This is a genomic window from Nonlabens ulvanivorans (assembly GCF_000732625.1).
GTDB lineage: Bacteria > Bacteroidota > Bacteroidia > Flavobacteriales > Flavobacteriaceae > Nonlabens > Nonlabens ulvanivorans.
The window spans coordinates 398,058-421,219 of sequence record NZ_JPJI01000026.1; the positions used below are offsets into that span (position 1 = coordinate 398,058).

Consider the following 23,162-nt stretch of genomic DNA (forward strand, 5'->3'; position numbering starts at 1 on the left):
AATGATATTAATCTAATTTAACTCTAGGATCGAGCCATACATAAATTACATCTACAAAGATATTGATAATTATAAAGAGCGTAGCAATAACTAAAACTGCTCCTGTTATTATGGGCAAGTCTAGTGTGTTAAGTGCTTCCACAATCTCTTTCCCTAGTCCGTTCCAATTAAAGATATATTCAACAAATACTGCGCCAGCAAGCATGCTAGCAAACCAACCACTAACCGCAGTAACCACTGGATTTAAAGCATTTTTAAAAGCATGCCTTTTTATAACTTGTAAGGTTGTTAGACCTTTTGCATATGCTGTGGTTATATACTCTTGACTCATCACCTCTAATAAACTATTGCGCATTAATTGAGTAATAACAGCAAGCGGTCTTATCCCTAAAACAATAGCCGGTAATATCAAATTGCGCCATTGAAGGTGCATTGCCTCTCCATAATCATCCATTTCATACAGACTACCACTCATTTTTAATCCAGTAAATTCATGCAAGACATAGCCAAATAAAAATGCAAATAAAATGGCACTAAAAAAGGATGGTACACTCATCCCCATGGTACTTACTACCTGTATGAATTTATCTAACCAGCCATCACGATATAATGCAGATATCACACCCAAGAATAAGCCTAAAACTAGTGCTACACTTATCGCTGCTACAGCAAGGATCATTGTATTAGGCAAGGTTTCACCTATGACAGTGCTTACATTTTTCCCTGTTTTCTGAAAAGACTGACGTAGATAAGGAAATTTTAAAACAGTCCTAATATCTCCAATTGTAAACAATGCCACACTCGTATATTTTAAGCCGTCATCATAAGTAAAATCAGATGTCTTTGTACTATGAAAGGATAACGGTGATAAATCATTTAAAAAATACAGATACTGTGTACCAATAGACTGATCAAAACCATACTTATGTTTTACAATGGCTAGTTGGTCTGCACTTTCATTTTGTCCCATCATCATTTGTGCAGGATCACCTGGCAATAGATAAAAGAGTAAAAAAACTACTGTTACAACTCCATAAAGAGTAAGTAAAGCATAGCCTATTTTGCGCAGCGCATATGATATCATAACTCTAGGCTATCGATATCGTTCCAGTGTGATTTTGCTATTATGGTTCCTTTATCTAAGAGCATGATTCCTGGATTAGATCGTATAATAGTCTTAAGTGCCGTTTCATCAGTAACATAGAAAGTAGTTTCAAATCCATACTTTTTCATGATCTCTTGTGCTTGACTATCGCTAGACGCACTTAATGCTAGGACTTCATATCCAGCACTTTCTGCACGGTCAATAAAGGCATTTAATTTATATAAACCTTCACTCTCAGACTTACTTAAGTTATAGGTGATTACTACAGCAATTTTCTCTTTAGAAAGTATATCTGCAGTAAAATCCTCTCCATTTCTTTCAATAGAAAAATCATGAATAGGTGGCACATATCCTTTTTCAACTAGTCGTGGCTCCACTTTATCATACTTTGGATAACCGCTAGGCGGCGCTCCTTCAGTTGAGACGATTTCCTCTTTTCCATCTATAGTATAATACCAATCATATGCATATACATCTGGATTATTAGGATCTTCTGCCATTCCTTCTTCAATATTCACACCTACTTTATATGCTCTAAAATCTAGGATTGGTAAATGCATTAACACATAATAAGCTATTGCAAAACAAAATATAGTGACTACTAAAATGATGTATTTCAAAGACGCTTTCGCGAAAAGCGGTTGAATATACTTCATATTAAAGAACATGATCACAATTAAAATAGTAAGCAATACATCTTTAAGGAAAGACTCAAACGGTACTAAAGGTATGGCATCCCCAAAACAACCACAGTCTGTCACTTTATCAAATGCCCAAGAATAAAAGGTAAGAAACGTAAAGAATACAATCATTAATAATAAGGACCAAATCGTAAATTTCTTTTGAAAACCTATGAGCAACATCACACCCAAAACCACTTCAAAAATGACTAAAAATATAGCAAGAGGTAAGGCTAACGGCTGTAAAAATTCTAATCCCAAAACCGCAGCACTGAAATATTCATCTAGTTTATAAGAAAAACCTAGTGGATCATTTAATTTAATTAATCCGCTAAAAATAAACAGGATACCTACAAACCATCTGCAAAATTGAACCAGTGCTTTCATTATATTTTTTTAGTTATTCAAATATAGGAATTAGGGCTGAGTTGTAGGCTTTTGCTGGTTTAGTTTATGAGATTTTTAGTGGTGTTCTAAAAGGTGAGCAATAAAAAAAGCATCGGCTTTTTAAAACCGATGCTTTTAAAAGTATAGTAACTAAGGATTATTTAATCCCTACTAATTCAACGTCAAATACTAGTGTAGCATTAGGTGGGATAACACCACCAGCTCCAGCACTACCATAACCTATATGAGAAGGAATGACTAATCTAGCCTTATCTCCTACTTTAAGTAATGCAATACCTTCATCCCATCCAGCAATAACTTGTCCTGCTCCTAATTGGAAATCAATAGGCTGCTTACGCTCAAAACTTGAATCAAACACTTTACCGTTAGGCAACATTCCTTTATAGTGTACAGAAACTGTTTTACCATTCTCTGCCTGCGCACCATTACCTTCTTGAATAATTTTATAACGCAATCCACTTTCTGTTTTATCAAATCCAGCTGCTATTTCATCTAGATCTTGCTCAGCTTGCTTGCGTGCCTGCTCTTCACGTAGTTTAGCAGCTCCTTCAAACTGACGGAACTCTTCTACAGCATTAAAAGATTGCGCTGCTTCACCTTCTCTAATAATTTCTACAGTTTCAATAGAATCTCCTTGTGCGATAGCATCTACAACATCCTGACCTTCTACAACTTTACCAAAAACGGTGTGCTTATCATCTAACCAAGCCGTTTCTACATGGGTAATAAAAAATTGAGAACCATTTGTTCCAGGACCAGCATTTGCCATACTTAATACTCCAGGACCATCGTGACGTAGTTCTGGGTGAAATTCATCATCAAATTTATAACCAGGTCCACCTGCACCAGATCCTTGTGGATCTCCACCTTGTACCATAAAGTCTGGAATTACTCTGTGAAAAGTTAACCCATCATAATATGGTGTTCCTTGTGGCTTTGCATCGTTTTCTAGATTACCTTCGGCTAAGGCAACAAAGTTTCCAACTGTACCAGGAGTTTTATCGTGGTGAAGTTGAATTAATATTGAACCTTTAGTCGTATTAAATTTTGCATAAATACCTTCTTGCATGTCTTCTTTTTTTAAGGCTACAAAGATACGCAATCAACGTAATGTCTAACTCATAGCTTATTCACAAATTCTTATAAAAAAAGCCACCACAACAATTTTGTTGTGGTGGCTTACTAATATATATTGGTAATAATTATTCTGTAGTTCCTCGCTTAAAGAAAACTCCATCATCCCAATCATCGTGATTATCATCTGGAAAATGACCGAAATCTTGGTTGTGAGTAAGTCGTTCACGCATATTTACCTGTCCACGTGCAGCAATTAATTTACCATTGCGATTATATCTTACTTCTAATCCACCTACTTGATTCAATACACCTCTTCTATATGTGTAATCCATATTAATATGTCCAATACGAGCGACCTGACCACTTGCAAAATATGAGATACGAGTATTGCCTATTTTAGTTACTTGACCTCGACGGTTATATTTCACAAAAACACGATTGTTAGATCGATTTGACGACCTTCTACTCGTATCATATCTGCGATAGCTACTGTTATTACCGTAAACCTGTCTTGTATTAGGTAATTCAAACTCAACACGACCATCTGGAAAAACAGCATAGTCTACATTATTAAGAGCAAAAAGAACTGGTTGCGCATTGCGGTAACGTGTTAATTCACCCTGTAAATTATCTTGGTTTACAAGAACTTCATTTGCCTGTGCAGTAGTCATCATCATCAGACCAGCTGCCATTAAAAGTATCATTTTTTTCATGACTTTAATATTTAGGGTTTTGCCTACTCTATAAGCTTTTCGGCGTTCGCTTATTAGGTAGGTTTCAAATCTCGTGCCATTTACGCAAACGTTTGCGTAAAACATAAATCACCCTTCAATAACTGATTGAAATCGTGATAATTAACTTTATTATAAATAATATACTGAATAAAAAAACGCTCTTAAATTTTAAGAGCGTTTTTGATTATTTGTACTAAAAGCAATTATTTAATTTGCCACTTCACTAATAAATTTTAAGCGATATAATCGTATTTCTTCTTCTTCATAGTCACCGTCAAATTCCTCCATGGCATCTTCTATTTTGTCTGATTCCGACTCAATAAAATACTCGTGTAACTCCTCTTGTTGATCTTCATCGAGTACTTCATCAATCCAGTAACCTACATTAAGGCGAGTACCACTATAGACTATACTTTCTAATTCCTCAATCAACTGATCGATTTCCATTCCTTTTGCACTAGCTATATCATCAAAACTCAATTTACGATCTATACTAGTAATAAAATAAAGTTTGTTTCCAGATTTAGATCCAGTTGATTTAATAATTAAATCGTCTGGCCTTGTAATGTCATTATCCTCTACATAGCGCTGTATGAGCTCAATAAATTTTGCTCCATACTTTTTAGCCTTTCCTTCTCCTACGCCATGAATGTTTGCTAGTTCTTCCATGTTAATAGGATACTTGGTAGCCATATCATCTAAGGAAGGATCTTGAAAAACAACGTATGGTGGAACATTTTTCTGGGCGCCTACTTTTTTACGTAGTTCCTTCAACATTTTAACTAGTGCTGCATCTACTGCACCACCTTGACCAGCAGCAATTACTGTGGTACTAGCATTTTCAGGATAGGTATGATCTTCAGTCATCATAAATGACTTCCCATTCTTTAAAAACTCTTCACCTTCTTTTAACAGCCTTAAAGTTCCATAAGATTCAATGTCCTTTTTTATATATCGCGCGACTAGTATCTGTCTTATCAATGCCATCCAGTAAGTAGGTTCTTTGTCTTTACCACTACCAAAAAAGTCTTGTTGATCTAGCTTATGAGAGCTAATCATCGCATTGGACTTACCTATTATTATGTTCACGATGTCTTTGGCCTTATACCGTTGCCCGGCAGACTCAATTACATGTATTAATTTTTTAACTTCTTCAACAGCTTCTTTTTGTGGTTTTGGATTACGCATGTTATCATCCATGTCACCACCATCGCCAGTAGCTGGATCAAACTCTTCACCAAAGTAATGAAGAATAAACTGCCTACGGCTCATACTCGTCTCAGCATACCCAACCATTTCTTGTAGTAAAGCGTGACCTATTTCTTGCTCAGCAATAGGCTTTCCAGCCATAAACTTTTCAAGCTTTTCAATATCCTTATAAGAATAATACGCTAGACAATGTCCTTCTCCACCATCTCGTCCAGCACGCCCAGTTTCTTGATAATAGGACTCAATACTTTTAGGTATATCATGATGTATAACAAATCGCACATCGGGTTTATCTATTCCCATCCCAAAAGCGATGGTAGCGACAACGACATCACAGTTTTCCATTAAAAACTTATCCTGATGTAATACTCTAGTTTTTGCATCCAGTCCAGCATGATAAGGAACGGCATCAATACCATTTACCTGTAATACTTGAGCTAGTTCTTCTACACGTTTACGTGACAGACAATAAACAATACCACTTTTACCTTCATGTTGTTTTATAAACCTAGTAATATCTGCATCTACTTGCGATGTTTTAGGTCGTACTTCATAATAAAGATTAGGTCTGTTAAAAGAAGCTTGATAAGTAGTCGCATTTGATATCTGTAAATTTTTAAGAATATCTTCTTGCACTTTAGGCGTTGCCGTTGCGGTCAACCCTATAATAGGGATACCTTCATCAATACGGTCGATAATTTTGCGCAGGTTGCGATACTCAGGTCTAAAATCGTGTCCCCATTCACTTATACAGTGCGCTTCATCTACAGCAAGAAAAGAAATCTTCTCACCTTTTAAAAAGTCTACATATTCTTCTTTAGTAAGTGACTCTGGCGCGACATAAAGTAATTTTGTAATACCATTGGAGATATCATCCTTTACTTGTTGAATGTCTGTTTTTGATAATGAAGAGTTCAATACATGTGCTACTCCATCATGATCACTGATACCACGTATGGCATCTACTTGATTTTTCATTAATGCTATTAAGGGAGAAACCACGATAGCGGTTCCTTCTTGCATTAATGCTGGCAATTGATAACAAAGAGATTTCCCACCACCGGTAGGCATTATTACAAATACATCTTCCTTATTAAGTAGTGATGTAATTACTTTTTTCTGTAATCCTCTGAATTGGTCAAAGCCGAAATACTTCTTTAATTGTTCCTCTAGTCCTGTAGACGATTCTGGCATGGGGCTGATACGTTTTACTTATCTTTGTAACTTGAAATTTACGATTTTTATCTTTTTCTACAAACCATAAAAAACAATTAACTTTTTTGGACACTGAGAATAATATTTTAGAAGTAGCAAAACGCACGATTCGCATAGAGTCTGCGGCGGTTAAAAACCTTGAAAATAGTTTGGATTCCGCTTTCGCGAAAGCGGTACAACACATCCATACTGCTCAAGGAAGAGTTATAATTACCGGTATAGGTAAAAGCGCCATAATAGCGATGAAGATAGTCGCAACAATGAATTCAACAGGTACACCAGCTATTTTCATGCATGCTGCTGATGCTATTCACGGTGATCTAGGGATTATACAAAGGAACGATGTCGTTATCTGTATTTCAAAAAGTGGTAATACACCAGAGATTAAAGTTCTGGTTCCTTTAATTAAAAACTTTGAAAATAAATTAATAGCGATCACTAGTCATAGAGATTCTTTTTTAGGTAAAGAGGCAGATTTTATTCTTCATGCACCTATTGAAGAAGAGGCATGTCCTAACGGTCTTGCCCCTACAACCAGCACAACTGCTCAACTAGTGGTAGGTGATGCGCTTGCGATTTGCTTGTTAGAATTAAAAGGCTTTACAGATAAAGATTTTGCTCGTTATCATCCAGGTGGTGCGCTAGGAAAAAAGTTATATTTAAGAGTTCAAGAACTTATAGATCAAAACACAAAACCGCAAGTAAACTCAAAGAGTTCTCTTAGAGATGTAATTGTTAACATATCAGAGAATCGCTTAGGAATGACTGTCGTTGTAGATGACTCTAAGTTAACAGGTATCATAACTGATGGAGACTTAAGACGTATGTTATCTACCGGAAAAGACATAGATAGTCTTACCGCCGCAGATATTATGACCACATCACCTAAAACCATCGCTGCAGACGATATGGCTGTGCAAGCTCGTGAAGTGATGGAAGAGTATAATGTTTCTCAACTAGTCGCGGTTGATGATGATGGATATGCTGGAGTGGTTCATATCCACGATTTAATCAGAGAAGGAATTTTATAACATGGCACGTAAAAAGGCAGACCCTAACAATATGTCATTTCTAGACCACGTAGAAGAGCTGCGCTGGTCTCTCATACGCTCTATATTAGGTATTCTTATCGCAGCTATCGTTGCATTTATTTTTACTGAATTTATATTTGACACTATTATTTTTGGCCCTAAGAGTAAAGATTTTGTTACTTATGGCGCTTTGTGTGATGTTGGGCGATTTATAGGTGTAGAAAGTGAATTTTGTGATCCTCAACTAGACTTCATGCCTCAATCACGTAAGATGTCTGATCTTTTTAGCGCACATGTATGGACCTCTATAACAGTAGGTTTTGTTGCGGCATTCCCATGGATCCTATGGCAATTCTGGAAATTTATATCTCCTGGCCTTAAAGCAAATGAGCGCAAGTACTCCAGTGGTTTTATCATTATAAGCTCGATTCTATTCTTTATGGGAGTTGTTTTTGGATATTACCTTATTGCACCACTATCTGTTCATTTTCTTGCTACTTATGATTTGAGTGATGGAATTAAATTTGAACCAGACTTACAGAGTTATATCGCGTTAATAAGAGCTAGTGTACTTGCTAGCGGACTCATGTTTGAGCTACCGGTTATTGTTTATTTTTTAACTAAAATAGGTCTTTGTACTCCACAAGGAATGAGAAAGTATCGCAAATATGCGCTAGTACTTATCCTTATTGTAGCAGCCGTTATTACACCACCAGATATACAAAGTCAGGTCATAGTTGCTATACCTGTGTTAATTTTATATGAGCTAAGCATTTTTATATCGATGTTTGTACTCAGAAATAAACGCAAACAGAAATTAGCTGCTTTAAACAATGAGTAATATCGTAGAAGAATTTAATGAGTATCGTGAGAAAATGAACGATGCCATTCTTGAGGACAACAATAAGATTATCAAACGTATCTTTAATTTAGACACTAATGCATTTACAGAAGGTGCATTGGATAAAAAAACTAAAGAGTTATTAGGCCTTGTTGCCAGTACCGTACTGCGTTGTGACGACTGTGTGAAATACCATCTAGAAGCAAGCCACAAAGCTGGCCTGACTAAAGAAGAGGTTGTTGAAGCACTATCCATTGCAACATTAGTAGGTGGAACCATCGTGATACCGCATTTACGACGTGCATATGAGTACTGGGATGCTGTAGAGAAACAATCATAATCATTTATGATCTATTGAAATTTACAAAACTTCTATCCTATGCAGGATAGAAGTTTTTTTTTATAATCAACATCAATAGAAATTGGCTATTCTAGTTGCTCTATTTTATATTTGAGAAATTAGCATTTATGTTTTATTGGGGACTTTTTGGTTTTGGCGGAATCTTCTTTTTTATTTGGTTAAGTAATAAGAATCGTAAGTTGCGACTACAAAAAAGAAAAAGTTATCGCAATAATTTAAAAGCTAGATTTAAAGATAACAGAGAAGGCAGAGAGATGAAGTAACGATGATTCTTAAATTTCAATGCATAACATACCAAAAATGAAAATATATACTAAAACAGGTGACGAAGGAACCACAGCATTATTTGGCGGCACTAGAGTACCTAAACATAATTTACGTATCGATAGTTATGGTACCGTTGATGAATTAAACTCATGGATAGGACTTATAAGAGATCAACCTGTAGATGACCACACTAAAAGTATTTTGATTCAAATACAGGACGATTTGTTTACCGCAGGTGCCATACTGGCAACTGATCCTGAAAAACTTATACTTAAAAATGGTAAAGAGCGATTAAACATCCCTAAAATAAACAATGAGAAAATAGAAGTACTTGAAAAGGAAATGGATGCCATGGATCAAGAGTTACCACCTATGACTCACTTTATCTTACCTGGCGGCAATCAATCCGTGTCATTTTGTCATATCACACGTACGGTGTGTCGTCGTGCAGAGCGACTCGCGACCGAATTACATGCACAATCACCTATAGATACTCAAGTATTAAAGTACTTAAATAGACTATCTGACTATCTTTTTGTCTTGGCACGTAAATTGTCACAAGACCTACAAGCAGAAGAAATCAAATGGATCCCAAAGAAGTATTAAAAACGTGGGGCAACTGAAGAGTATTTTTCAGCAAAAACATTTTGATTCTCAAAAGCTTACACGCTCTTGTAAATCTTGATATCATTAATTCAAAAATAACTTGCATAAATTCACAAGAAGTTTATTTTTGCAAAAATTAAAACGGTAAAACTATGTACTGGACATTAGAACTAGCATCTTATTTAAGTGACGCACCTTGGCCTGCTGAGAAAGACGAACTTATTGATTACGCTATTCGCACAGGTGCTCCTCTGGAAGTGGTAGAAAACCTTCAAGCAATTGAAGATGAAGGTGAAATGTACGACTCTATTGAAGAGATCTGGCCCGACTACCCTACAGACGATGACTACCTCTGGAATGAGGACGAATATTAATAGCGGTAATCGCTGCTTAAAAAGTCTCGTAAAGAGGCTTTTTTTTTGCCTTAATTTTTAGATATTGCAACTGGAACGTGTGTTTTTATAAACCACTATAAACCAATTAAATAACCACATAATGGGACTATTAGATTCCGTACTTAAAGTATTTGTAGGCGATAAAGCCAAAAAGGATGTTAAAGATATTCAACCTTTAGTTGATAAAATCCTAGCTATCGAGCCGTCTATGGAAAAACTTTCAATAGATGAATTAAGGCATAAAACGGTAGAATTCAAAGAAAAAATCGCTCTTGCAAAAGCTGATACTGTTGCTAAAATCACAGCTCTAAAAGCCGATGCTGACAATGAAAGTGACATCGATAAGCGAGAAGATATCTATAATGAAATTGATAAATTAGAAGATGTTGCTTATCAACAAGGTGAAGTCACTTTAAATGAATTATTACCTGAAGCCTTTGCCGTTGTAAAAGAAACTGCAAAACGCTTTTTCCACAACAGTACGATAAAAGTAAAAGCAACAGAACAAGACCGTATCCTATCTGCAAATAAAGATTATGTAAGTCTAGAAGGTGATGATGCTGTCTGGCAAAACTCGTGGGATGCCGCTGGTAAACCTATCGTATGGGACATGATTCATTATGACGTACAACTTATAGGTGGTGCCGCATTGCATCAAGGTAAAATTGCCGAAATGCAAACTGGTGAAGGTAAAACTCTTGTAGCTACTTTACCTGTTTACCTTAATGCTCTTTCAGGTAATGGTGTTCATGTTGTAACTGTAAATGATTATCTAGCAAAACGTGATGGCGCATGGATAGGTCCATTATTTGAATTTCATGGTTTAACGATAGACTGTATCGATTATCACAAACCTAATTCTGAAGAACGTAGAAATGCTTACAACGCAGATATCACTTATGGAACTAATAACGAGTTTGGATTTGATTACCTGCGCGATAACATGGCGCACAGTCCTAAAGATCTAGTTCAAAGACGTCATAATTATGCTATTATTGATGAAACCGATTCTGTTCTTATTGATGATGCACGTACTCCATTAATTATCTCTGGACCAGTTCCAGAAGGTGACCGTCAAGAGTTTGATGTTCTTAAAGCTCCTGTAGAAAGTATTGTACAAGTGCAGCGCAATGAGTTAATCAAAACCCTTGCACAAGCAAAAAAATTAATTGCTGATGGCGACCTTAAAGAAGGCGGAATGCAATTATTGCGTGTATATAGAGGACTGCCTAAAAATAAAGCGCTTATTAAATTCTTAAGTGAAGAAGGAATTAAAACTCTTCTTCAAAAAACGGAGAATTTCTATATGCAAGATAACAATCGTGAAATGCCTAAAGTAGATGAGGCTCTTTACTTTGTTATTGATGAAAAGAATAATCAAGTAGAACTTACTGATAAAGGTATCGATTACCTATCTGGTCAGGATGACCCTAATTTCTTTGTCATGCCAGAAATGGGAATGGAGATAGGAAAAATTGAAAACTCTAGTTTGAGTATAGAAGAACAAGCAGAAGCAAAAGAAGATCTTTTCCGTGAATTCTCTATAAAATCAGAACGTGTACATACCTTAAACCAGTTACTTAAAGCTTATACCTTATTTGAAAAAGATACGGAGTATGTAGTACAACCGCATGAGAAACGCACACCTAATGGTATAGTGCAAGAAATGCAAGTAATGATTGTAGATGAGCAAACCGGTCGTATCATGGATGGTCGTCGTTATAGCGATGGACTACACCAAGCGATTGAAGCAAAAGAGAATGTAAAAATTCAAGATGCAACGCAAACCTTTGCTACCATTACATTACAAAACTACTTCCGTATGTATCGCAAACTATCTGGTATGACAGGTACAGCGGTAACAGAAGCAGGAGAATTCTGGGAAATCTACAAACTCGATGTAGTAGAAATACCTACTAACAGACCTATCGCACGTGATGACCGTCAGGATTTAGTTTATAAAACAAAACGTGAAAAGTATAACGCTGTAATAGAAGAAGTAACACGATTAAAACAAGCTGGTCGTCCAGTATTGATAGGTACAACTTCAGTTGAGATCTCTGAGATTTTAAGTCGCACCTTACAACGTGCAGGAATCGATCATAACGTACTGAATGCAAAACAGCATAAACGTGAGGCAGAGATTGTAGCACAAGCTGGTGATCCTGGACAAATTACCATTGCTACTAACATGGCTGGTCGTGGTACAGATATTAAATTGTCTGACGAAGTAAAAGCCGCTGGTGGTCTTGCCATTATAGGTACAGAACGTCATGATTCACGTCGTGTAGATAGACAATTACGTGGTCGTGCAGGTCGTCAAGGTGATCCAGGAAGCTCTCAATTCTATGTTTCTCTAGAGGATAACTTAATGAGACTCTTCGGTTCTGAGCGTATGGCAAAAACCATGGACAGATTAGGAATGAAAGAAGGCGAAGTAATTCAGCACTCTATGATTTCTAAGTCTATTGAACGTGCTCAAAAGAAAGTAGAAGAAAACGCATTCGGTGTACGTAAGCGTTTACTAGAATATGATGATGTGATGAACGCGCAACGTGAAGTAATTTACAAGCGCCGTTATAATGCTTTGTTTGGCGATCGTCTTGCAGTAGATATTGCAAACATGGTCTATGATATTGCCGAGGTTGTTACCGAGACTAATAAACAAGCTCAAGATTACAAAAACTTTGAATTTGAAATCATGCGTTACTTCTCAATGAGTAGCCCAGTTTCTGAAGCAGAGTTCGGTTCTAAAAATGAGCAAACCATTACCGGTATAGTTTATAAAGCAGCTTACCAGCATTATAAAGAAAAAATGGAACGCACCGCTACAGAGGTGTATCCAGTCATCAAAAATGTATATGAAAATGATGAGCGCCAGTACAAGCGCATCGCTGTACCATTTACAGATGGAATAAAAACTTTAAACGTTGCTACAGATTTAGATGAGGCTTATGAATCTCAAGGAAAATCATTAGTCCTTGATTTTGAAAAGAACATTACACTAGCTATTATCGATGATTCTTGGAAAACGCACTTGCGCAAGATGGATGAATTAAAGCAAAGTGTTCAACTAGCCGTTCACGAGCAAAAAGACCCATTATTAATCTATAAGTTTGAAGCTTTTGAGCTTTTCAAAAAAATGGTTGATAAGGTAAATAAAGAAGTGATCAGCTTTATGTTTAAAGGCGATTTACCTACACGAGACACTGCAGCTATTCAAGAGGCAGAACAACGCAAGGTAGAAAAAACCACTACTCAAAAAGAAGAAATCTTAAACAGTGATGAACGTGCTGCACAAAACCGTGCCGTAGGTGCTGGAGCTAGTAACGCAGGACAACGTCCTCCAGTAACTGAAACCATTACTCGTGACCAGCCTAAAATAGGTCGTAATGATAAAGTCACTATTAAGAATGTAATGAACGGCGAGACTAAAGAAGTCAAGTATAAAGCTGCTATTCCTTTAATCAATAAAGGAGAATGGGTTCTAGAACGATAATTCTATAATCTCGCTATTGCGAAAAGATAATTTCAAAAATGCCTTTCTGTTTAGTAAGGCATTTTTGACTTTAAGTAAAATGAACTTAAAAAGGTAATTACTGTTTAGTCAATAACATATTAGGTGGGATTTGATAAGGAGTTGAATCTTGCTGACCTATTAAATAATTACTTGTATCTATCAGTTCTTTACCATTAAAAGTTATCCTATTCCAAAGTAGTTGATCAATATTATTAGTTAAATCAGGTTGATAAGTTAATTCTAGCGTTGAACGATGTAAGCCATAATTATTATAATAAGAATCGGTATAAATGTTATCAGATTCACTATAAAATAGTTTAATTTTTCTATTCAAATTGTAAAGCCTGTGACCATCATGAATAAGATAATTATCAGTTGAATTTAAATTATTATAAACTGTTACTCCATTCAACTTTAATTCAAAATTTGCAACTAATTGATCGAAATAAATAGGAGTGTTATCCCAATCATTAATAGCACTGTTTCTTTCTTTTTTTTGAAATACTACTTTAAAATAAGTAGTCCCATCATCATAAATCCATGTACCCACAAATTTATCTAAAACTCCATTTACGTCTTTATAATAATCGTTTAGACTGATTGATTCCGCAGAAAATTGTTCCAGTGGTATAATATTATCTTGAGCTAACCCTTCTAAAACACTTATAAACGCTATACTTAATAAAAACATCTTTTTCATCTCTTTACTTTATAATTAATCTACACAATTCCAGACATAATTTCCATCTGAATCTTTTGTTGCCGTAAACAAATCAATACCTAGATTTGCGTCATCTAAAAATTTATCAAAATTATTTTTATATTTCTCTTCTAAAATAGGGTCAGCACATAATTGATTTGTACCAGCAAAGCATTCTTCATCTATCGGCTCAATAACACGGCTATTATAAGCTCTTAAAAAGAAATCATGTAGATTTTGATTAAATATTTTATCATATAGATTTTCAAGCTTACTCAAATCTCCAATTCTCAAAGCGACTATTTTTCCATCTGAAATCATAATAGCAGTAATATTTTGTCCATTATTTAAAACAATCCCATTACTGTTAGTATTTGCCTCTTTAACTTGGTTAAGAAACTCAGATAATAGTACCAGATCTCCGTCCGAATGATAATCATAATCCCCTACTCCATGAGCATGAATTTGTACCACTGTATTAGCACTAGCCGTTGCAAAACTAGTAAAACCATTGCCTGTTGAGACCGGTGGCACAGATGTATAAGACCCATCACTTTCTAATTGTAATTCAACACCATCTTCATTAACAGGATTTCCATCCACATAAGCTTCCAAAGCTTCCATTTCTGGCTTCACATCAGGATGATTAGTCAGTTGATTTAAACGATTTACTAAAAAAGTATAACTATGAAAAGAACTATCTACTGCTTCTAAATATTTGACTTTATCAAGATTAACGTAAAAATCTTGAACAGAATCTGCAACAACATTACTTTTTTGGGATAACAACCTAGAATTCTTTTCTACAAAACGAGAATTATCTTTTGCAAGTGCAGACTAGCCATTATTTTGAATTTAATTCCTACTTCTATAATGGCACTAATCTACTAAAAAATGAAACATGTCCAACAAATGTGATAGCCAGAAAGCTTAAAACCTATGAGCTTTCACTGCTGTGAAAACTATTATTAGTATTTTTAAATCTTAAAAACCAACCATTATGAATCCAATTATAAAAAACATTCTAGCCGTACTCGCTGGAGTAGTCATAGGTAACGTTGTTAACATGGGATTTATAGAATTGGGTAATTTTGTGGTCCCTATTGAAGGTGTGGATGTAAGTGATATGGAAGCTTTAAAAAAAGCCATGCCCAATTTTGGTATTGAAAATTTTATCTTTCCATTTTTAGCCCATGCTTTAGGTACCTTGGTAGGTGCTTACATAGCAGCACGTCTTGCTGCTACTCACAAAATGAAATTTGCGATGGGAATAGGTGTCTTTTTTCTCATCGGTGGTATCGCTGTAAATATGATGCTGCCAGGTCCTACATGGTTCACTATTATGGATATCACACTGGCATATATTCCAATGGCCTACATAGGCGGTACTCTCGCAATAAAACACACACAAAAAGCATAGTTGGTCACTAATTCACATATTAATCCTCGAGCACGACGTAAAAAAGAAATTGTAAACGTCGACTCACTATTTAATGACTTGAAATCTGGTCAGGTAAGTGCGTTAAGTCGTGCGATCACTTTGGTAGAAAGTACCGCTAGTGGTGATTCCGCTTTCGCGAAAGCGATCATAAAACAAGCCTTACCAAAGTCAGGGAAATCATTTAGACTAGGAATAACTGGCGTGCCAGGTGTGGGAAAGTCCACTTTTATCGAAGCGATAGGAAAAGAACTCATTCAGCGAGGTAAAAAAGTCGCCGTACTCGCTATAGATCCATCCAGCAACATCTCACGAGGAAGCATTCTAGGAGACAAAACCAGAATGGAAGAACTGGTTAAAAGCGACCAAGCCTTCATAAGACCAAGTCCTGCAGGAACAACATTGGGCGGCGTGGCTCGAAAAACACGCGAGGCGATCATCTTGTGTGAAGCCGCAGGATACGACTTTATCATCGTAGAAACCGTAGGCGTAGGACAAAGCGAGACCGCAGTCCACTCCATGACAGACTTTTTCTTACTCTTAAAACTTGCAGGCGCTGGCGATGACTTACAAGGTATCAAACGAGGCATCATGGAAATGGCAGACGCCATCATCATCAATAAAGCCGATGGAGAAAATCAAACCGCCGCAAAACATGCCCGACGTGAATTTAAAAACGCGGTGCACCTTATGCCACAAAAAGATCACGGCTGGCCTACAGAAGTACTGACTTGTAGTGGTTTAAATGGCGTAGGAATCACAGAAGTCATAGAAGAAATTGACAACTATAAAACGCACGCTACCGATAACCTAAGCTTCACCAAAAAACGCAACGCGCAAGAACTTTACTGGTTCCATCAGACCATAGAAGACGCCATTAAAACCAACTTCTATAACCGCCCAGAAGTCATCGCAAAACTCGCTATTCTAGAACAAGAAGTTTTGAGTAAAAAGAAAAGCCCTTTTGATGCTGCTGGAGAATTGTTGGGGTTGTATTTCACTTAATTAAAAAAGTTCTATGAGCATTTTTTATGAAATAGATTAATTTTCAATGAATATAAAAAAAACAAATTGATAGAGTCCGTCAGATTAAACAAATTTTTACGAAATCATAATATGTCAATTGATGAGTTTTCAAAAATCATCACACATTTAAATCTGGACATAGAATTAAGACCTACAGCAAAAATCGACATCGTTTCAATTGAATTTATTGAATCATATCTAAGAATAAAAAAAGATGACAAATATCTATCAAAGCAAAATGATAAATTTGATTATTCAAAATCTACGGAAGGCGTACTTCTAAGATTGCGTAAACTAAAACCTCAACCAAAAACAATTTTTAAATACTATTCGAATGACGAAAAAGGTTTAAATCTAGATGCTTTGAAAAATAAATATTTATACCATAGCAGTTTCAAATCATTTAATGACCCATTTGATTGCAACATTAATTTAGTTTCATTTAGGAAAAACGGAAAATTTAAAAAAACTCAAAAGAAAAAGAAGGATTTATTCAAAAACAAACTTAATAATGTTGGTATTTGCTGCTTTACTACTAAAAAGGATTCAATTTTAATGTGGTCACACTATTCTAATAGTCATAAAGGTTATTGTTTAGAATTTATGAAAAAAGAGGAAGAATTATACCCAGTTAATTATATCAAAGATTTTAATAAAACAAATTACTATGATAATATTAAGGATTCAGAATTTCATTTAACATATAGTAAGTCAGAAGAATGGAGTTACGAAAATGAGTACAGATCGATTGTGGATAATATTGACCCAACTAATCCAAATTCAAGAAAAAGAAAATATTCTCCACATAGATTAAAATCAGTCTATTTTGGAGTAAATGCAAGTGATAAACTAAAATTACAAATAATTGAAATACTTAAAGAAAACTATTTGAATTTTAAAGAAATAGAATTATACGAGAATCATCTAAAGGAGAATTCATTCGGTATCGAGTCTGTTAAAATTAATTAAAAATCGGGACAATCTATAAAAATGCCAGAAGCAGAAGCTGTAATTTGGAGATTTGCAAAGGATATAATGATTTTGTCTAAAAGAATGGATAATGAAAATCAAATTTTTGCTGAGTCATTTACAGAAGGATTGTTCGCGTATGAACAAATTTTAAAAACACATAAAAATATAAATGGTAATGCCAATGAGATGTACTTCTCAAAAGAATTATTAAATAAAATCCCAAGTTCAATTAATCAAGCTATATCAGGTGTTGTGTATTTAAAACAATCAACAGAAAAATTTCCTGATGATTTTGAGCCTTTAAAACAGGATAAATATGTTATGTTATAGGTCTATTTAAATAATTATAAAGTCTTTAAAATATTCCACATTTGCCACGCAAGTATCAAACATCGCATATTCAGTGTGACATCACACATCTTAGAAAACGTAATCTTATCTTAGCAATATCAAAACCCAACAAATGAAAAATACCTTTTTTCTAATTCTAGTAACCCTATTCATACTCACCAGCTGTCAAGAAAACAAAGAATCACTCCAAAAACTACCTAACTACTTAGAAGAATCCCATTCCTACGCACAACCTAATGATGCAGTGATTACTCATCTAGATTTAGATATTACTGTAGATTTTGAAACACAAGTGATTAGCGGTACTGCGACATATGATATTGAGAATAGCGGTAGCAATCAAATCATTCTAGACAGTAAATATTTAGAGATTGAAAGCGTTACTCAAAATGGTGAACAAACAGAGTTTGATTTAGGTGATTTTGATGAATCATTAGGGCAACCGTTAACCGTTGCTATTAAAGAAGACACTAAACAAATTGCTGTCACCTACTCTACCACGTCGAAAACAGAAGCTTTACAATGGCTTACTGCTCAACAAACAGCAGACAAAACAAATCCATTTCTATTTACTCAAGGTCAAGCGATTTTAACGCGCACTTGGATTCCTATTCAGGATAGTCCGCAAATACGTATTACTTATGACGCTACTGTAAAAGTTCCTTCACAGCTTATGGCAGTGATGAGTGCTGAGAATCCTAAGGAAAAGAACGGAAATGGCGTTTATCATTTCAAAATGAAACAGCCTATTCCGGCTTATTTAATTGCACTTGCTATAGGTGATATCGAGTATAAAGCCATCAGTGAACGCACTGGTGTTTATGCGGAGAAATCAATGATTGATAAAGTCCATACAGAGTTTTCAGATATGGAGAAAATGGTTGTTGCGGCAGAGAATCTATACGGCGATTACGATTGGGATCAATTTGATGTGATTGTATTGCCACCTAGTTTTCCTTTTGGCGGTATGGAGAATCCGCGGTTGACCTTTGCGACGCCTACGGTTATTGCAGGCGATAAAAGTTTAACATCGCTGGTGGCGCATGAGTTGGCGCATTCGTGGTCAGGTAATTTGGTGACCAATGCCACTTGGAACGACTTCTGGCTTAATGAAGGTTTTACGGTTTATTTTGAGATTAGAATCATGGAAGCATTGTATGGAAAAGACCGTGCTAATATGCTTGCCTTAATAGGCAGACAAGATCTTGAAGATGAACTGGAAGCTCTAAAAGAGTCACCTAATGACACCAAGTTAAAACTAGACTTAAAAGGTCGCAATCCAGATGATGGAATGAACAGTATTGCTTATGATAAAGGTTATCTGTTTTTACGCACGCTAGAAGAAAAAGTAGGACGTGACAACATGGATGCATTCTTAAAATCCTACTTTAAAAAGAATGCTTTTTCTACCATAAATACTGAGGACTTTATCACTTACCTCAACGAGAATTTGCTAGAGAAAAATAACATCACGTTCAATACTGAGGAATGGATTTACCAGCCTGGTGTGCCAGAAAACGCTGCTGTCATAACTTCTGACGCATTTTCAAATGTCGAGAAAACGCTGGAAGAGTTCTTAAAAACAAACAAAATAGACGTTACTAAAACTGAAAACTGGACACCGCAAGAATGGGTTCATTTTGTGCGCAATTTCCCAGAAGATATTTCTGTAGCCCAAATGCAGCAATTGGATAATAGCTTTGACTTCACTAATTCAACCAATTCTTACATCACCATGGTTTGGTATGAGCAATCAATTTTAAACAACTATCACGGTAATAATGTCGACACAAAAATCGCTGAGTTTTTAAATACTGTAGGACGTCGCTGGTATGTGACGACTCTTTTTAACGCTTTCGCGGAAGCGGAACGAATAGAAGAAGCCAAAGAAATTTACAAAACTGCAAGAGGTAACTACCATTCCGTTACCGCAAATACAGTGGATGAGATGTTGGGAATATAAATCGCAACTGTAACATTTGTAGGCTATTCCCATCTTTATAAAAAGAATATCATGTTTTTACAGATGACCAACCTTCCCAATTCTACAAATATTTTCCCTCCTTTTCATTTGAATAGATTAGTACAAAAATGTTTGAAGCCATTTTACCTACTGCTATTTACCTTATCTATGTTTAATTCTGTAAGCTTAAAGGCCCAAGAATTAAATCTGGATAAGGAATTCCATAAGATTGAATCTTACTTAATGGTTATGGATGAGACAAATTTAGAAGTGTCTGAAGCTCCTGTTAAGTGGCATTTGTTCCATTCTTTACAAGTAATTAATGGAGTGCTTAAAGAAGCTGAACATTCAAATCCTGATGAATATAATTCAAAGACTAATTTTCAATGGAGATTTGTTTCCGTATTTAATAAAATACCGCGCAATAAAGTCACAGCACCGGACAAGGTTAATCCATCATATAATATTACAAAAAAGCAAATTCTAGAAGAGCTGAAAAAGGCACGTAAAAGCATAGAAGGATGGAGAGATCTAGAAAAGAACAATTTCTACAATCATGCTGTATTAATGAATTTGAACAAACGTAAGATTAGAAAATTCCTAAGAGTACATTCCAGGCATCATCTCAAAATAATACAAGATATATTGAAAAAGTAATCTTGATATTTTTTTGCAATATTTAAATACAATGGTTCATAAACTTAAACTATATTTTTAATCGATATATAAATAACTCCTTTTCTTAAATTATGAAAGTTGACAAAACGAGCGAGAGCAAGTTTTGGTCGGAAAGAATCATAGCGGTATTATTTAAAACTACTCATACTTTTAAGATTTTTTAATGCTGATAATATAGAATTGCAAAGTATCTTACTACCTGTTAAACCAGCGATTAAGATATAAAGCATTATGAAAACTTCCTTCAGCATTCAAGATTCTCTATTACCATTTTTACCTTTATTATATATCGCATGGGCTGATGGCATATTAGAAAAGCATGAAATCGATTATATTAAAAATCAGATTGATGACAACAACACCATCACTGACGCAACAAAACAACTGATTTCAAAGTGGTTAGACCCTAGTCATCCACCATCTGCAAGAGAATTAGTTTATTGGAAAAAGTATATAAAACAGCATGCTGATGTGCTGGACTTAAGAGAAAAACAAGATTTATATTCCCTAGGAACGGTACTGGCTAAAAAACCGAACCTAGAAGAATGGGCAAATGAAAAGACAAAACAGTCGTTACAGCAAATTGAAAATTACCTAGGTGTTTCAAGTCATGAAGCTATACGATTTATAGATGATTTTAATCCTGCTTTATTTAAGGTAGATTCTAATTTAAAAAGGTCTGAAGCGCCATACTCTAAGGCTTTAAAGACTTTGCTACAACATGGAAATACCGATTTAAAAAATAAAGTACAAAGCATTCTAGATCCACATAAAGAAGAGATAGAAAGCCATAGTGAGGATCTGTATTCTAGACGTGAAAAAGTATTGCAATGGACTCAAGAACTTGCTGATGCTGGACTAGGTAAACTTGCTTATCCATCTGCTTATGGAGGATCTGATTCCATGGTACAATATGCAGCCGTATTTGAAGAAATGGCCAAATATGATTTAAGTCTGACGATAAAATTTGGTGTTCATTTTGGATTATTTGGTGGCAGTGTAGAATCTTTAGGAACTAATTATCATCATGATAAATATTTAAAAGATATAGGCACGATGGCTTTACCAGGCTGTTTTGCAATGACAGAAATGCACCATGGCAGCAATGTAAAAGCATTACAAACTACTGCTATTTACCAACCAGATGATCAATCTTTTATTATTAATACACCAACACATAATGATAGAAAAACTTATATAGGGAACGCCGCGATGCATGCCCAAATGGCTACAGTGTTTGCACAACTAATAGTCGATGACGAGGAACATGGAATACATGCTTTTTTAGTTCCCATTAGAAACAAACAAGGTGCAACCATGCCTGGAATTACGATAGGTGATAATGGTCATAAAATGGGACTCAATGGTGTAGACAACGGGACATTACATTTTAATACGGTTAAAATCCCAAAAGAAAATCTGCTCAATAAATTTGGTGATGTAGATGAAGAAGGACAATACACAAGTCCTATAAGTAGCTCATCTAGACGTTTCTTTACTATGCTAGGAACACTAGTAGGTGGAAGACTTTGTGTTCCTATTGCCGGAAACACTGCTGCCAAAAAAGCTCTAAATATGGCTATCTATTTTGCACTGGATCGCAAGCAATTTGGTCCACCAGGTAAACCAGAACAGTCCATTATGGACTATCCAACGCATCAAAAAAAGTTAATGCCGTTAATTGCAAATGCTTATGCATATGATTTTGCACATGAACACTTGCTAAGAGAATATACCAGCCATTCAGATCATGATGCTCAAGAAATAGAAGCGCTTGCTGCTGGATTAAAAGCACTAAGTACATGGAATGCTACAGACACGATTCAAACCTGTCGTGAAGCCTGTGGTGGAAAAGGTTATTTAAGCGAGATGTATTTTGACCGTTTAAAAGCTGACACGGATATATTCATGACCTTTGAAGGTGATAATACAGTATTGTTACAACTTACCGCAAAAAGTCGTCTGACCTATTTCAAAAAGCAATTTGGCCGAATGGACTGGTGGGATACCCTTAAATATATTTCCAACATCGCGTCTACAAATCTAACTGAACTTAATGCTCTTGTAACAAGAGATACTTCTCAAGAACATTTATTAGGTGATGAATTTCAACTAGCAGCGTTCACTTATAGAGAAGAATATTCCTTGCGTACTCTAGCGATGAGACTAAACAAAAAGATTAAAAGTGGTATGGATAGCTATGAAGCTTTTCTAGATGTTCAAGTACATTTAATAGATATGGCTAGTGCTTATATCGATCGCATCGTTTTAGAACAATTTATAGGAGCCATCAAGAAACAAGAACAGAACAGCGTAAAAGAAGTTCTTACTTCCCTTAAAAATTTATATGCCTTGCATCGCATAGAGGAATATAAAGGCTGGTATCTAGAACACGATTACATATCAGGTTCAAAATCTCTTGCTATTAATAAGCTAGTTTCAAAACTGTGTAAAGAATTAAAAGAAGAAAGTCAGCATTTAGTGGATGCTTTTGATATTCCAGCACACATGACTGCAACCGCTTTAAAATTTTATTAGTACCGTTAGTTTATTGTAACCATTAATGCTGGATTTATAATTGAGCT

20 protein-coding genes are annotated in these 23,162 nt (G+C 35.4%); 13 read left to right on the forward strand and 7 right to left on the reverse strand.

Going from position 1 to position 23,162, the window contains the following annotated elements:
- Positions 1–7 precede the first annotated feature (7 nt).
- From IL45_RS05650 to recQ, 5 genes are all read right to left on the reverse strand, one after another.
- Positions 8–1,084, reverse strand: coding sequence for an ABC transporter permease (locus IL45_RS05650; RefSeq protein ID WP_036581350.1), 1,077 nt, complete (start codon positions 1,082–1,084; stop codon positions 8–10).
- Positions 1,081–2,172, reverse strand: coding sequence for a BT_3928 family protein (locus tag IL45_RS05655; protein ID WP_036581353.1), 1,092 nt, complete (start codon positions 2,170–2,172; stop codon positions 1,081–1,083). The genes IL45_RS05650 and IL45_RS05655 overlap by 4 nt, the downstream gene beginning before the upstream one ends.
- Positions 2,173–2,329: 157 nt before the next feature.
- On the reverse strand, positions 2,330–3,262 hold the full coding sequence (locus tag IL45_RS05660) for a peptidylprolyl isomerase (protein WP_036582076.1): 933 nt from the start codon (positions 3,260–3,262) through the stop codon (positions 2,330–2,332).
- Between the two features lie 133 nt (positions 3,263–3,395).
- Positions 3,396–3,983 (reverse strand): hypothetical protein, encoded by a 588-nt coding sequence (locus IL45_RS05665; RefSeq protein WP_106200854.1) that lies wholly within the window; start codon positions 3,981–3,983, stop codon positions 3,396–3,398.
- 228 nt (positions 3,984–4,211) lie between these two features.
- Entirely contained in the window at positions 4,212–6,407 is a 2,196-nt protein-coding gene (gene recQ / locus IL45_RS05670) for a DNA helicase RecQ (protein ID WP_036581358.1), read from the reverse strand.
- Positions 6,408–6,493: 86 nt separating this feature from the next.
- Here recQ and IL45_RS05675 point away from each other — a divergent pair, with 86 nt between their 5' ends.
- The 6 genes from IL45_RS05675 (at position 6,494) to secA (ending at position 13,428) form a co-directional block, all read left to right on the forward strand.
- Positions 6,494–7,459: a KpsF/GutQ family sugar-phosphate isomerase gene (locus tag IL45_RS05675; protein ID WP_036581361.1), complete on the forward strand. Its 966-nt coding sequence runs from the start codon at positions 6,494–6,496 to the stop codon at positions 7,457–7,459.
- Between the two features lies 1 nt (position 7,460).
- Complete coding sequence (gene tatC / locus IL45_RS05680; RefSeq protein ID WP_036581364.1) at positions 7,461–8,300, forward strand: twin-arginine translocase subunit TatC; 840 nt, start codon at positions 7,461–7,463, stop codon at positions 8,298–8,300.
- Positions 8,293–8,640 carry a carboxymuconolactone decarboxylase family protein gene (locus IL45_RS05685; RefSeq protein WP_036581370.1) on the forward strand — a complete coding sequence of 116 codons (348 nt, stop codon included), beginning with the start codon at positions 8,293–8,295 and terminating at the stop codon, positions 8,638–8,640. Before tatC ends, IL45_RS05685 begins: the two co-directional genes overlap by 8 nt.
- 321 nt (positions 8,641–8,961) lie before the next feature.
- A complete protein-coding gene (locus IL45_RS05690) occupies positions 8,962–9,534 on the forward strand; it encodes a cob(I)yrinic acid a,c-diamide adenosyltransferase (protein WP_036581373.1) in 573 nt (190 codons plus the stop codon).
- A gap of 152 nt (positions 9,535–9,686) precedes the next feature.
- Positions 9,687–9,908, forward strand: a complete 222-nt coding sequence (locus IL45_RS05695; protein WP_036581376.1) for a DUF2795 domain-containing protein — start codon at positions 9,687–9,689, stop codon at positions 9,906–9,908.
- Positions 9,909–10,029: 121 nt separating this feature from the next.
- On the forward strand, positions 10,030–13,428 hold the full coding sequence (gene secA / locus IL45_RS05700) for a preprotein translocase subunit SecA (RefSeq protein ID WP_036581378.1): 3,399 nt from the start codon (positions 10,030–10,032) through the stop codon (positions 13,426–13,428).
- 97 nt (positions 13,429–13,525) lie between these two features.
- On the opposite strand, the gene IL45_RS05705 is transcribed toward secA, so the two are convergent.
- Positions 13,526–14,149 carry a DUF6705 family protein gene (locus IL45_RS05705; RefSeq protein ID WP_036581380.1) on the reverse strand — a complete coding sequence of 208 codons (624 nt, stop codon included), beginning with the start codon at positions 14,147–14,149 and terminating at the stop codon, positions 13,526–13,528.
- 15 nt (positions 14,150–14,164) lie between these two features.
- Positions 14,165–14,938, reverse strand: a complete 774-nt coding sequence (locus IL45_RS05710) for a hypothetical protein (protein ID WP_036581382.1) — start codon at positions 14,936–14,938, stop codon at positions 14,165–14,167.
- A gap of 211 nt (positions 14,939–15,149) precedes the next feature.
- Between IL45_RS05710 and IL45_RS05715 the strand changes: the two genes are divergently transcribed.
- The 7 genes from IL45_RS05715 to IL45_RS05745 all read left to right on the forward strand — a co-directional run bounded on the left by IL45_RS05715 (position 15,150) and on the right by IL45_RS05745 (position 23,115).
- Positions 15,150–15,569 carry a hypothetical protein gene (locus IL45_RS05715; protein ID WP_036581385.1) on the forward strand — a complete coding sequence of 140 codons (420 nt, stop codon included), beginning with the start codon at positions 15,150–15,152 and terminating at the stop codon, positions 15,567–15,569.
- On the forward strand, positions 15,570–16,592 hold the full coding sequence (gene meaB / locus IL45_RS05720) for a methylmalonyl Co-A mutase-associated GTPase MeaB (RefSeq protein WP_036581387.1): 1,023 nt from the start codon (positions 15,570–15,572) through the stop codon (positions 16,590–16,592). It abuts the gene before it with no gap.
- A 111-nt stretch (positions 16,593–16,703) separates the two neighbouring features.
- Entirely contained in the window at positions 16,704–17,582 is an 879-nt protein-coding gene (locus IL45_RS05725; protein WP_036581391.1) for a DUF2971 domain-containing protein, read from the forward strand.
- Between the two features lie 21 nt (positions 17,583–17,603).
- Entirely contained in the window at positions 17,604–17,915 is a 312-nt protein-coding gene (locus tag IL45_RS05730) for a hypothetical protein (protein ID WP_036581394.1), read from the forward strand.
- Positions 17,916–18,048: 133 nt separating this feature from the next.
- A complete protein-coding gene (locus tag IL45_RS05735) occupies positions 18,049–19,899 on the forward strand; it encodes a M1 family metallopeptidase (protein ID WP_036581396.1) in 1,851 nt (616 codons plus the stop codon).
- A gap of 168 nt (positions 19,900–20,067) precedes the next feature.
- Complete coding sequence (locus IL45_RS05740; RefSeq protein WP_036581397.1) at positions 20,068–20,556, forward strand: hypothetical protein; 489 nt, start codon at positions 20,068–20,070, stop codon at positions 20,554–20,556.
- A gap of 252 nt (positions 20,557–20,808) precedes the next feature.
- Complete coding sequence (locus IL45_RS05745) at positions 20,809–23,115, forward strand: acyl-CoA dehydrogenase family protein (RefSeq protein ID WP_036581400.1); 2,307 nt, start codon at positions 20,809–20,811, stop codon at positions 23,113–23,115.
- The last annotated feature ends 47 nt before the right edge of the window (positions 23,116–23,162 follow it).